Origin of the sequence: Janthinobacterium sp. TND4EL3 (assembly GCF_900156175.1) — a bacterium.
Classification (GTDB): Bacteria; Pseudomonadota; Gammaproteobacteria; order Burkholderiales; family Burkholderiaceae_D; genus Janthinobacterium.
In genome coordinates, this window is sequence record NZ_FTMV01000013.1 from 193,243 (window position 1) to 205,267 (window position 12,025).

The 12,025-nt window shown below is 64.1% G+C and carries 12 protein-coding genes; 11 read left to right on the top strand and 1 reads right to left on the bottom strand.

Annotation, left to right across the window (positions count from 1 at the left end):
• Window positions 1-19: 19 nt before the first annotated feature.
• Window positions 20-736, top strand: coding sequence for a ribonuclease T2 family protein (locus tag BXA07_RS20120; RefSeq protein ID WP_083708415.1), 717 nt, complete (start codon window positions 20-22; stop codon window positions 734-736).
• Window positions 737-831: 95 nt separating this feature from the next.
• Complete coding sequence (locus BXA07_RS20125) at window positions 832-2,244, top strand: MFS transporter (RefSeq protein ID WP_076570227.1); 1,413 nt, start codon at window positions 832-834, stop codon at window positions 2,242-2,244.
• A 24-nt stretch (window positions 2,245-2,268) separates the two neighbouring features.
• Here BXA07_RS20125 and BXA07_RS20130 read toward each other — a convergent pair whose 3' ends face one another.
• Window positions 2,269-3,903, bottom strand: coding sequence for an acyl-CoA synthetase (locus BXA07_RS20130; RefSeq protein WP_076570228.1), 1,635 nt, complete (start codon window positions 3,901-3,903; stop codon window positions 2,269-2,271).
• 114 nt (window positions 3,904-4,017) lie between these two features.
• On the opposite strand from BXA07_RS20130, the gene BXA07_RS20135 reads away from it, so the two are divergent.
• From BXA07_RS20135 to BXA07_RS20175, 9 genes are all read left to right on the top strand, one after another.
• Entirely contained in the window at window positions 4,018-4,719 is a 702-nt protein-coding gene (locus tag BXA07_RS20135; RefSeq protein ID WP_076570229.1) for a Crp/Fnr family transcriptional regulator, read from the top strand.
• 62 nt (window positions 4,720-4,781) lie between these two features.
• On the top strand, window positions 4,782-5,375 hold the full coding sequence (locus BXA07_RS20140) for a helix-turn-helix transcriptional regulator (protein ID WP_076570231.1): 594 nt from the start codon (window positions 4,782-4,784) through the stop codon (window positions 5,373-5,375).
• Window positions 5,376-5,399: 24 nt separating this feature from the next.
• A complete protein-coding gene (locus tag BXA07_RS20145) occupies window positions 5,400-5,798 on the top strand; it encodes a DUF2946 domain-containing protein (protein WP_076570232.1) in 399 nt (132 codons plus the stop codon).
• An 83-nt stretch (window positions 5,799-5,881) separates the two neighbouring features.
• Window positions 5,882-6,478 (top strand): SCO family protein, encoded by a 597-nt coding sequence (locus tag BXA07_RS20150; protein ID WP_076570234.1) that lies wholly within the window; start codon window positions 5,882-5,884, stop codon window positions 6,476-6,478.
• Between the two features lie 21 nt (window positions 6,479-6,499).
• Window positions 6,500-6,970, top strand: coding sequence for a copper chaperone PCu(A)C (locus BXA07_RS20155; protein WP_076570307.1), 471 nt, complete (start codon window positions 6,500-6,502; stop codon window positions 6,968-6,970).
• Between the two features lie 122 nt (window positions 6,971-7,092).
• Window positions 7,093-7,755 (top strand): CerR family C-terminal domain-containing protein, encoded by a 663-nt coding sequence (locus BXA07_RS20160; protein ID WP_076570235.1) that lies wholly within the window; start codon window positions 7,093-7,095, stop codon window positions 7,753-7,755.
• Complete coding sequence (locus BXA07_RS20165) at window positions 7,752-8,960, top strand: multidrug effflux MFS transporter (RefSeq protein ID WP_076570237.1); 1,209 nt, start codon at window positions 7,752-7,754, stop codon at window positions 8,958-8,960. The genes BXA07_RS20160 and BXA07_RS20165 overlap by 4 nt, the downstream gene beginning before the upstream one ends.
• 122 nt (window positions 8,961-9,082) lie before the next feature.
• Window positions 9,083-10,423 (top strand): DUF3422 family protein, encoded by a 1,341-nt coding sequence (locus BXA07_RS20170; protein WP_076570238.1) that lies wholly within the window; start codon window positions 9,083-9,085, stop codon window positions 10,421-10,423.
• Between the two features lie 98 nt (window positions 10,424-10,521).
• On the top strand, window positions 10,522-12,015 hold the full coding sequence (locus tag BXA07_RS20175; RefSeq protein ID WP_076570240.1) for a hypothetical protein: 1,494 nt from the start codon (window positions 10,522-10,524) through the stop codon (window positions 12,013-12,015).
• Window positions 12,016-12,025: the final 10 nt, after the last annotated feature.

Sequence of the window (12,025 nt, forward strand, 5' to 3'; positions counted from 1 at the left end):
GTCTTGAAAGGGAAACCCGATGCAATTGAGAACTGTCTTGCCGGCGCTGGCCGCCGTTTTCCTCGGCCTGTCCGCTGGCGCCGTCCACGCGGCCGACGCCAGTTGCGCCATTCCCCGCAACGTCAGCTATGTCGATTACGACGTCAAGCCGTCGGACGAGAAAAACACGTGCTACAAGCAAAGCACGAACGTGCCGACCGATTACTTCATGCTGGCGCTGTCGTGGTCGCCAGGCTTCTGCGACAGCCAGCGCCGCCGTGGCGCCGTGTCGAAGAAGGCCGCCTTCCAGTGCGCCGAGAGCAACCAATTCGGCTGGATCGTGCATGGACTATGGGCGCAGTCGGCCAATCCGGCCACCTGCGAAGACATTTCCGTGACGCCGCCGCGCAAGACGGAGATGCATCCGCGCTATTGCAAGGGCAATCTGCCGAAGCTGGCGCCATCGGAAATTTTGCCGTACATGTGCATGCAGCCCGGCGAAGCCTTGCTGCAGGGCGAATGGGAAAAACATGGCGCCTGCGATTTCGATACGGCCAAGCAGTATTTCGAGAAGGAACGCGAACTGTTCCAGGCCTTGAAGTTGCCGGACAGTACCATGTCAAAGAATGAACTGTTCCAGTGGATGAAGCAGCACAACCCGCAGCTGAAGGGCCGCTGGCTCGGCTATGAAAAGCACTCGGGCGAGTTGCGCATCTGTTATTCGAAAGAATTTAAAGTGATCGACTGCCAGAAGTGATGGGCGTTGCCTGCCCGGCAGAGTCCGTCCATCCATGCTAGTGTCTTGGCTGCGGCACCGTATGCCGCCCCGGACGGGCTAGACGAACAGGCAACATGATGAAGCAGAAAAACAAGGCGCAGCCTTTCCTCGTGGGCGAGGACGGCTTGCCGCCGAATGCCCGTTTATGGGCCATGCTGGCGCTGGCCATCGGCGTGGGCATGGCCTCGCTCGATACGGCGATCGCCAACACGGCCTTGCCGGCCATCGCCAGCGAACTGCGCACGACGCCGGCCGCCTCCGTCTGGATCGTGAATGTCTATCAGCTGGCCATGGTGGCGACCCTGCTGCCGTTTTCCGCCCTCGGCGAAATCGCCGGCTACCGGCGCGTGTTTATCTCGGGCATGCTGTTGTTTACCCTGGCGTCGCTGGCCTGCGCGCTGGCCTGGTCCTTGCCGTCGCTGGTGGTGGCGCGCCTGTTCCAGGGCGTGGGCGCCAGCGCCATGATGAGCGTCAATACGGCGCTGCTGCGCGCCCTGTACCCTAAACATTTGCTGGGCCGGGCGTTTGGCAACAATGCGCTGGTGGTGGCCGTCGCGTTCGCCATCGGGCCCACGGCCGCGTCGCTGATTTTGGCGACGGCCTCGTGGCCCTGGCTGTTCGCCATCAACGTGCCGCTGGGCGTGGCCGGTTTTTTCCTCGCCAGCCGCATGCTGCCGGCGACTCAACTGTCCGGGCACACGCTCGATGCGCGCACGGCGCTGTACAACGTGGGTGCCTTCGGCCTGCTCATCTTGCTGTTCGGCGACGCGGCCCATCATGCGGCCAGTTCCACCTTGCTGCCGGAACTGGCGGCCGTCGTGATCTTGTTTATCTTGCTGCTGCGCCGCCAGGCGGGGCACGTGGCGCCCATGCTGCCCATCGACCTGTTCCGCCGCCCCCTGTTCTTGCTGTCCTCGCTGACGGCCGTGTGCACGTTTGCCGCGCAGGGGCTGGCGTTCGTCTCCTTGCCTTTCTATTTTGAAGTCACGCTGGGCCGTTCGCCCGTGGAAACAGGCTTTTTGATGACGCCTTGGGCCGTGCTCGTGGCCGTGATGGCGCCCGTGGCGGGGCGCCTGAGCGACCGTTATGCGCCGGGCGTGCTGGGCGGCATCGGTCTCGCGGCGCTGGCGGGCGGCTTGCTGACCCTGGTGTGGATCCCCGCGCACCCGAGCGCCGTCGACATCGGCTGGCGCATGGCCTTGTGCGGCATCGGTTTCGGCTTTTTCCAGGCGCCCAACCTGAAGGCCATCATGGGCAGCGCGCCGCCCGAGCGGGCAGGCGGCGCCAGCGGCGTGGTGGCCACGTCGCGCCTGATCGGGCAGGCGACGGGCGCGGCACTGGTCGCCTACTGCTTTACGGTGTCGGCTGCCAAGGGCACGACGTATGCGCTGTTCCTGGCGGCAGGGTTCGCCGCCGTGGCCAGCGTCGCCAGTTTTGCGCGCCTGGCGGTGGCGCAGCCGGCGTGGCTGGCCGGCAAGCGCGATTGATCCATCACGAATCTAGCACTATGCTCAGACGTCGATGGCCTTGTCCGAGTGCATGCGCTTGCGCAATTCGAACTTCTGGATCTTGCCCGTCGACGTGCGGGGCAGGGGGCCGAAATAAATGGCTTTCGGCACCTTGAAGCCCGCCAGGTTGTTCTTGCAGAAGGCGATCAATTCCGCTTCCGTCACCGTCGCCCCTTCGCGCAATTCGACGAAGGCGCACGGCGTCTCGCCCCATTTCTCGTCCGGCTGGGCGATGACGGCGGCGGCCAGCACTTGCGGGTGGTGGTACAAGGCATCTTCCACTTCCACGCTGGAAATATTCTCGCCGCCGGAAATGATGATGTCCTTGCTGCGGTCCTTCAGCTTGATATAGCCGTCCGGATACATCACGCCGAGGTCGCCCGTGTGGAACCAGCCGCCCGCGAACGCGTCCTGCGTCGCCTTTTCATTTTTCAGGTAACCCTTCATGCAGATGTTGCCGCGGAACATGATCTCGCCGATCTGTTCGCCGTCGGCCGCCACGTGCTGCATGGTTTCCGGGTCGATCACGGCCACGGCGCTTTGCAGGTGGTAGCGCACGCCCTGGCGCGACTTCAATACGGCCCGCTCTTCCTGCGACAGGGCTGCCCACTCGTCCTGCTCGGCGCAGATGGCGGCCGGGCCATACACTTCCGTCAAGCCATACGAGTGGATCAAGTCAAAGCCCATCGCTTCGATCTTCGCCACCATGGCCGCAGGCGGCGGCGCGCCGGCCACCATGCCGCGCACGGTCCAGGCTATGCCGTCGCGCCAGTTGGCGGGCGCGTTGGCCAGCGCCGCATGCACGATGGGCGCTGCGCAATAGTGGGTGATGCGCAATTCGCGCATCAGGTCAAACACCAGTTTCGGCTCGAACTTGCGCAGGCACACGTTCACGCCCGCGCGGGCGGCCACGGTCCACGGGAAGCACCAGCCGTTGCAGTGGAACATAGGCAAGGTCCACAGGTAGACGGCGTGCTTGGGCATGTCCCATTCCAGGATGTTCGACAGGGCGTTCAGGGCCGCGCCGCGGTGGTGGTAGACGACGCCCTTCGGGTCGCCCGTGGTGCCGGACGTGTAGTTGAGGGCGATGGCGTCCCACTCGTCGGCAGGCGGCTGCCAGTCGTAATCGGGATCGCCGCTGGCCAGCAGGCTTTCGTAGTCGAGGTCGGAAAACGCATCCACTTCCGGTCCCAGCACGTCGTTGACCTGGATCACGCGCAGGCCGGGTATCTGCGCCGCCATCTGGCGCGCCAGTTCGGCGAACTCCGTGTCGGCCAGCAAGACTTTCGCCTGGCCGTGGCGCAGCATGAAGGTCAGCGAGGCCAGGTCGAGGCGGATGTTCAGCGCATTGAGGACGGCGCCGGCCATGGGGACGCCAAAGCTCGCTTCCACCATGGCGGGCGTGTTCGGCAGCATCACGGCGACCGTATCGCCCGTGCCCACGCCCAGCTTGATCAGGCCGGAGGCGAGGCGGCGCGTGCGCGCATAGGTCTCGCGCCACGTCTGGCGCAGGCTGCCATGTGCAATTGCCAGGCGATTGCCATATACTGCGGCTGCCCTGGCGATATAGTCGAGCGGGGTGAGGGCGGCGTAGTTGGCGCTGTTTTTGCCGAGGCCGGTGTTGAAATCAGGTGTCATGCTTGTCTCCTGGTAAAAAGATTCTGTAGCTCCCTGTTTCGGGATTGATACCGGTGAGCATAGCACCGGTGCTGGAAAATCACTGTCATCTTAGTGACAGGTCTGAAAGATGGAATGGATAGCAACGATAGTGTAGACCGTACCGTACCCGAACTCGATAGCCACGACTGGTTTGCGGCCCTCGATGCCAGCCACCAGGCATTGCTGCGCGCCGGCAGCGTGCTGCGGCACTATGAGGCGGGCGCCTTCATCACGCGGCGCGGCGAACCATCGGCGCACTGGATCGGCGTGCACACGGGCCTGATCAAGCTGGCCGTGTACAACGCCGATGGGCGCGGCGCCACGTTTTCCGGCGTGCCGGCCGGCGGCTGGTGCGGCGAGGGCAGCGTACTCAAGCGCGAGCTGCGCCGCTACGACGTGGTGGCCGTGCGCGCCGCCGACATCATCCTCGTGCCCGTGGACCTGTTTCACCTGCTGCTGGCCGAGAGCCTGTCCTTCAATGCCTTCGTCATCCGCCAGCTGAACGAGCGCATGGGGCAATTCATCGCCACCATCCAGAACCAGCGCCTGCTGGCCGTCGACGCCCAAGTGGCGCAAGCGATCGCGCAGCTGTTCCACCCCATGCTATACCCGCGCACCTCACGCGTGCTTGAGCTGTCGCAGGAAGAAATCGGCTTGCTGACCGGCATTTCGCGCCAACGCGTGAACCAGGCGCTGGGCCATTTGGCCGAACTCAAGCTGATCAGCATCGCCTACCAGTCGATCCGCGTGGTGGACCTCGATGGCTTGCGCCGTTACGGCGTGGCGTCGCTGTGACGACAGACTGCTTGCGCGATGTGTGGCATGCTGGCGGCTGGCTTATGACATTGAATTGACGCATGGCACTCGTTTCCGATCATCCTCTGCACTTGCTGGGCTTGCGCTTTCCGCTGCGGCTGCGCGTCACCGTGCGCCAGGGTTACGTCACCTTGCATAATGAAATCGCCACCAAGAAACTGGGCAGCGGCGACAGCTTCGTCGTGCCCGCCTTCTTGCGCTTCGCCTGCGACGTGATGCCGGGACGGGGCAAGCCAGCCGTGTTTACACTGGCGCTGGAAGACGACGACGCGCAGGCCAGCCATGGCGGCGGCAAGCGCTGGAGCCAGGCGCTGACGCAGCATATCTTTGATACGCCGCAAGGCAAATGGACGGCGGCGCGCCTGGCCAACCTGTGGCAAGTGACGCCGCACAAGGCGCGCGCGCGCCTGTTTGCCGAGGGAGAGGCATTGCTCAGTCTGGTTCGCGAGCAGCGCCTCGCGCATGCGCTGCACGCGGTGGGGCAGGCGGGACGCGATGGCGAGCAGGGCGAGCGCGACCTGGCGCAAGTGGCGGCCGGCTCCGGCTTTGCCTCGATCCCCGCGTTTTGCGACGCCTGCGTGGACGTGGCGGGCGTGCGTCCCAGCCTGTTCCTGCGCGGGCCGGCGCCCGGATAGCCAGACTCCGTTATAATCGGGGCCATGGGATCCTTATTGAAGCGCAAACAGTGGCATATGTGGTTCGCCTGCCTGGCGATACTGCTCAATGCGCTGTCGCCGTCCCTGTCGTATGCCTACGCTGCGCTGCATGCGAACGCGAACAATGCCGCCGTCGAGATCTGCTCGGCCAGCGGCGCCGTCTACACGCAGGCCGACCTGGCGCCGGCCGCGAAATCGACCACCGATTCCGTGCTGCACCACATCGAGCATTGCCCATTCTGCATGAGCCATGCGGGCAGCGTTGGCTTGCCGCCGTCCTCATCCTCGCCGCTGGCCGTCATCGCGGGCCACGACCGCTATCCGCCCCTGTTTTACCAGGCGCCGCAGCCCCAGTTCGCGTGGCTGGCCGCCAGTCCGCGCGGCCCGCCCGCGCTGGCCTGAATACCTCTGTTCTGCCTGCCGCTCTGCGGCAGAGTACCTGCGTCCTAACTTGTCTCAACTACGCCCATTGGGCCGGAATTGCCATGAAACGTCGTCTATTCCTTCTCGCCGGCACGGCGGGATTGCTCACGCTTGCCGCTTGCGAACAAGCACCGAAACCCCATTACAACGGCCTCGACCTGACGGGAGGCGATTACAAGCCCGACTTCAAATTGAGCGGCCCCGACGGCAAGGTCTACACCCTGGCCGACTTCAAGGGCAAGTATGTGATGGTCTTCTTTGGCTTCACGCAATGCCCGGACGTGTGCCCGACGGCCCTGTCGCGCGCGCTGGAAATCCGCCAGAAACTGGGTGCCGATGCCGACAAGCTGCAAGTGATCTTCATCAGCATCGACCCCGAGCGCGACACGCCCGAGTTGCTGGGCGAGTACATGCGCGCCTTCGACCCCAGCTTCCTCGGCTTGCGCACGGACCCGCAGGCGACGGCGCAGACGGCCTTCAACTACAAGGTCTTCTACCGCCGCGTACCGAGCGGCAGTTCGTACACGATGGACCACACGGCCATCAGCTATGTGCTCGATACCGAGGGGCGCATGCGCCTGGGCCTGAAGCACCAGTTGACGGGCGACGAGTGCGTGCAGGACATCAAGACCCTGATGAAATCGAAATACACCTTATAACATCCATTGAAAGGAATGATCATGTCCCATCTGAAAACCCTGCTGGCCACGGCCCTGGCCGTGCTGTCCTTCTCCGCCGCTGCCCAGACGTCCGTGCAGATCAGCGACCCGTGGGTGCGCGCCACCGTGCCGCAGCAAAAAGCCACGGGCGCCTTCATGCAGATCACGGCGCCAAAAGCCATGCGGCTGCTGGAAGTGCGCTCGCCCGTGGCGGGCGTGGCGGAAATCCATGAAATGAGCATGGCGGACAATATGATGCGCATGCGCCAGGTCAAGGAAATCGCCTTGCCAGCCGGTAAAGCCGTCGAACTGAAGCCGGGCGGCTACCACGTGATGCTGCTGGACCTGAAAGGGCAGGTGAAGGCGGGCGACAAGATCCCGCTGACCCTGGTCGTCGAAGGCGAGGACAAGCGCCGCGAAACCATCGAAGTCAATGCCGTGGCCCGTCCGCTGGGCGCCAGCTCGGCCCCGATGCCGGCGATGAAACACTAAGCCTGCCGCTGTCCCTTGAAAAGCCCGGTACGCCGGGCTTTTTTGCGCCCGCCTGAAAGTTAAACGGTTGTTTGATATAATTCCGCACAATATTAAACAGCTGTTTAAATGATGGGAATGGCATGGCGGAAGAGAAAGAAAACGAACCGGCGCGCGCGCGCATCCTGCAGGCGGCGGTGGAGCTGTTTGCCGACGACGGTTACAAGCTCGCGTCCGTGCGCAGGATATGCGAGGCGGCCCACGTCAACGTGGCGATGGTCAATTATTATTTTCATGGCAAGGAAGAGCTGTATCTGGCCGCCTTCGACCATGCGCGCGAACTGGCGCGCGCCTCGGCCGCCGACGTGGCCGCCGCCAGCGCGCGGGCGCAGCTGCCTGCCGTGGAACAGTTGCGCCTGGCTATCGAGGCGCTCGTCTCGGACATGCTGCGCCCGGGTCACGCATCGCTGTTCAGCCGCCTGGTGGCGCGCGAGCTGATCGAACCGACGGCCGCCATCCACAAGCTGGCCGAGCGCAATGTGCGTCCGCAGCACGCCCTGTTTACGGGCTTGATCCGTGGCGTGGTGGGGCCGGCCATGCCGGACGATGTGGTGCAGAAATGCGTGTTCAGCGTGATTGGCCAGGTGGTGTTCTATGCCCGTTCGCGCATCGTGCATGAACTGGTGGTGCCGGAGATCACCTATGACGAGGCGGGTATCGCCGATATCGCCCGGCACATTGCCGCCTTCTCGCTGGCGGCCCTGGACGGCTTGCGCCGTCAATATGCTGCGCAGGAGCTTGCATGAAGACCAGAAACCTGACCCTGGTGCTGGCCGGCCTGGCCATGCTGGGCCCGTTCGCCACCGACACCTTTTTGCCATCGTTTCCCGCCATCAGCACGCATTTCGACGTCAGCAGCGTGCTGGTGCAGCAGACCCTGAGCGTCTACCTAGCCGCCTATGCCTTCATGACCCTGTTCTACGGCACCCTGTCCGACTCGTTCGGCCGCCGCCCCGTGATCCTGGCATCCTTGCTGATCTTTGCCATCGGCTCCATCGGCGCCGCGTTCGCACCGAGCTTTGGCTGGCTGCTGTTCTTCCGCGGCATGCAGGGCGCGTCGGCCGGCGCGGGCAGGGTGATCGGGCAAGCCATCGTGCGCGACAGTCTGGCTGGCGCGGCCGCGCAAAAGATGCTGGCCAATATCATGATGGTGTTCGGCATCGCACCCGCCATCGCCCCCATCATCGGCGGCTGGCTGCACGTGGCCTACGGCTGGCAATCGACGTTCGTGTTCACGTTTTCCGTCACCGTGCTGCTGGCGCTCGCCTGCCTGAAAGGCTTGCCGGAAAGTTTAGCTGTCGGGCAACGTCAGCCTTTTCATCCAGGCAACATCGCGCGCAATTACTGGCTGGCCTTGCGCCACCGGGCATTCCTCTTGCGTTCGCTGGCCGTGGCCTTCGCCTTTGGCGGCTTTGCACTGTACATCGCCTCGGCCCCGCATTTCATCCTGGAACTGCTGGGCCTGCCGGAAACGGCGTTTGGCTGGATGTTCATCCCCATGGTGGCGGGCCTGGTCGGTGGTTCGGCGCTGTCGGGCAAGCTGGCCCACACGGTGAAAAGCGCCGTGCTGGTGTGCTGGGGCTTGCTGGCCATGGCGGTCACGGCGGCCATCAATATTGCTTACAACCACTGGTTCGCGGCCGGCATCCCGTTCGCCGTCGTGCCCGTGATGCTGTACGCGTTCGGCATGTCGCTGGCCTTGCCGGGCATGACCATGTCCACGCTCGACATCTTCCCGCAGATGCGGGGCCTGGCCGCGTCCCTGCAGAATTTCGTGCAAATGCTGGTGTTTGCCCTGGTGTCCGGTTTTGTCGCACCCTTGCTGTTCGACAGTGCTTTTAAATTGGCGCTGGGGCAGGCTTCGGCCGTCGTGCTGGCCGCCGCATTCTGGTGGCTGGGCAGCCGCAAAGGGGCGGGGCAGGGCGCGGCAGCGATTATCAAAACAATATGACCGGCCCTGGAAAAAGATGGCATGCTTTCTGCCTTGTTACACTGTGACAATCAGACCCCCGCTGCGGTCAGCACAGCACGCGCGCGGGTCTAAGCAGTTTTGCAACTTTACCTTTGGCTATCATGCACTTGATTAACTCCAGTTTGAACCACGCCTTGCGCGTGCCGCTGGCTGCGGAAATCCACTCGCGGCCGTTCTTGCAGCTCGACGCCCCCGAGCTGATCACCCACCTGGCCGTGTATAAAGATGACAGTGCGGCGCCCGGTGCGTCGAATATGGCGGCCCAGCACGCCACGCTGGCGGCCCTGTGCACGCATTTCGGCGTCACGCCTCCTAACGCCGAAGCCAAGTATTTTTACTACGACTTTGGCCGCTTCCGCCTGAAATGGGAATGCCACACGGAATTTGCCACGTTTACCTTCGCCGAACACCCGGGCGCCGCCTTGCCCCTGGAGCAGGCGTTCGAGCGCATGCCACTGGAGCAATTGCCGCAGCATTGGCTGGCGGGCTTGAAGGGCAAGCTGATGGTGGCCGCCCACGTGGTGCTGGAACAGGCAACGGAGCCGGCCGAAATCTTCATGCAGGGCTTGTCGCGCGTGTTCGAGGGCAATACCCTGGCCGGCAGCAAAGTATTGCAGGGCGGCGAATTGTGGACGGATTTCACGATCCAGTCCGACGGCTTCAGCCGTTTCGTCATCCGCGACGCGGGCATGCGTGCGCAGCAGTCGGGCCGGCTGGTGCAGCGCGTGCTGGAAATCGAAACCTACCGCATGATGGCCTTGCTGGGCCTGCCCTACGCCATGCAGGCGGCGCCATCGTTGAATGCCATCGAGAACGAACTGGCCACCCTGGCCGCCGCCATGGTCGACACGGACGATGCACCGGGAGCCGGCGATGATGGCGTGTCCGAGCAAGCCTTGCTTGACCGCATCACGCGTCTGGCGGCCCGCATAGAAAAATTGTCACTCGACAATAGCTACCGCTTTTCCGCCTCGAAAGCCTACATGGGCCTTGTCAAGGCACGCATCGAGGAATTGCGCGAAGTGCGCATCGAGGGCATCCCCACGGTCGAGGAATTCATGGACCGCCGTTTGACGCCCGCCATGAATACCTGCGAAGCGATGTCCAGCCGCCAGGAAGCGATGGCGCAGCGCATCGCCAACACGAATGACTTGCTGCGCACGCGCGTGGGCATCGTGCAGGAATTGCAAAACCGGCAAATCCTGCAATCGATGAACGCCCGCGCGGCCCAGCAGCTGCGCCTGCAGCAAGCGGTGGAAGGCTTGTCCGTGGCCGCCATCTCGTACTACGTGATCGGCCTGTTCAGCTACACGGGCAAGGCGGCCAAGGTGCTGGGCTTGCCCGTGAACCCGGAAATCCTCGTCGGCGCCCTGGTGCCCTTCGTGGCCGGCGCCGTCTGGCTGGGCTTGCGCCGCATGCACCACAAGCTGCACGCGGACTGAGCCGTGTAAGCAGCTTTGCGGCTCCGGCGGCGCGTACGCCGCGCGCCGCCAATCTTTGCTATCGTGCTGGCCTCATTGTTTGCTACAAGGAAATCAGCGTGCTTGCCAAGGTTGGAGATATCTACAGTGTGTTTTCGCACAGGCTGCAGCAGTATGTGGCTTGCCAGGTCACGGCCATCGACGATGCGGCGTCCGGCAGCGCCCCGCTGGCCGCCATTTTGCAGCTGGACTGGACGGGCGACGCCTTGCCCGATGCCGCGGCCGTGCAGGCGATGCGCCCGCTGGTGTGCGATTACTATTTCTGGAACAGCCGCCACGACCACAGCTTTGCCAATGCAAAAGTGCCGCGCCATTACACCCTGGTGGCCAATGTCGCGCCCCTGGTCGAGACGGCAGTGAAAAGCTACAGCGGCGGCTGGCACATGGGCGACAGCGTGTACCGCCAGCGCCGCTGGGAGCAGCTCGACCCGGCCAGGCGCCAGCGCTTCAAGGCGGCGTCGAGCGAGGAAGTGATGGTCGGTGGCCAGGCCGTGCGGCAAAAGACGAGCCGCATCGGCGACGACATCCTGCAGGCGATCAGCGACCTGTCCGAACTGGACCGGTTGCCTTGCCTGACGACCATCGAGACGCGCCACGGCAGCGCGGCGCTGGCTGCCTACATCAACAGCAACCCCATCATCAACGAAGTGCAGTGGCAGTCCTCGACGGAGGGCGAACTCGACTTGCGCAACAGCAATGTCAGCCGCCTCGTCGTGCATGGCGCAGGCTTGCGCTCGCTGCGCCTGAACGAGGGTGTGAGCACCCTGATACTGAATGGCGCGCCGTCGCCCGCGCTGCGCATCGACGATCCGCATGCGGGGCGCTTCCTGCGGCTGCAGTTGTCCGGCGCCCTGGCGCCATTCCACGGCCTTGACCAGCTGGCGCGCCTGTCGCTGAGCGCGATGCCGGTGGTCGATTTCGACGCCGTGGCGCAGCGTTTCCCCTTGCTGACGGACCTGACCGTGTGGGGCAAGCCGGGACTGGCGTCAAACGTGGCCAGCATCGCCAGACTGGATCGTTTGCGCTCCTTCACCGCGTATGAACTGTTCGGCTACGGTGCCGGCGACTTCCCCGCGCCGGCGCAGTTGCCGGCCTTGTCCAGCCTGTGCCTGGCCAGCCTGCCGGCCGACGCCGCCAAGGCCATCAAGGCCAGCTATAAAAAGGCGGCGGCGCTGGGTCTGGACTTGTCCGTGACGCGGCCGCGCAAGCCGGAATGGCTGGCGGAAAACCTGGATAATCCGTTCCGCGACTGGGATGGCCGCGCACATATTGCGGCAGCGTATGCCAAGAAGGCCGCGCAGGCGTATAAAAAGCTACTGGCCACGGCGCGCACGCTCGACGCCGCGAACGATGCCGGGACGGCGCAAGCCGTGGCGCAGGAAATGGTCACCGCCTACGTCGGCGTGTTCAACCAGATAGAGCGGCGCTCCAGCGTCATCGAGACGGTGGAGCGCGATGAAATCTACGTGGCGCTGGAGCAGGTGCTGACGCAGGTGCCGCTGCCGGATGTGGCTGCGCTGTACGCCCTGTTCGACCGCCTGCGCGATTTTTAGTCAGGCATGC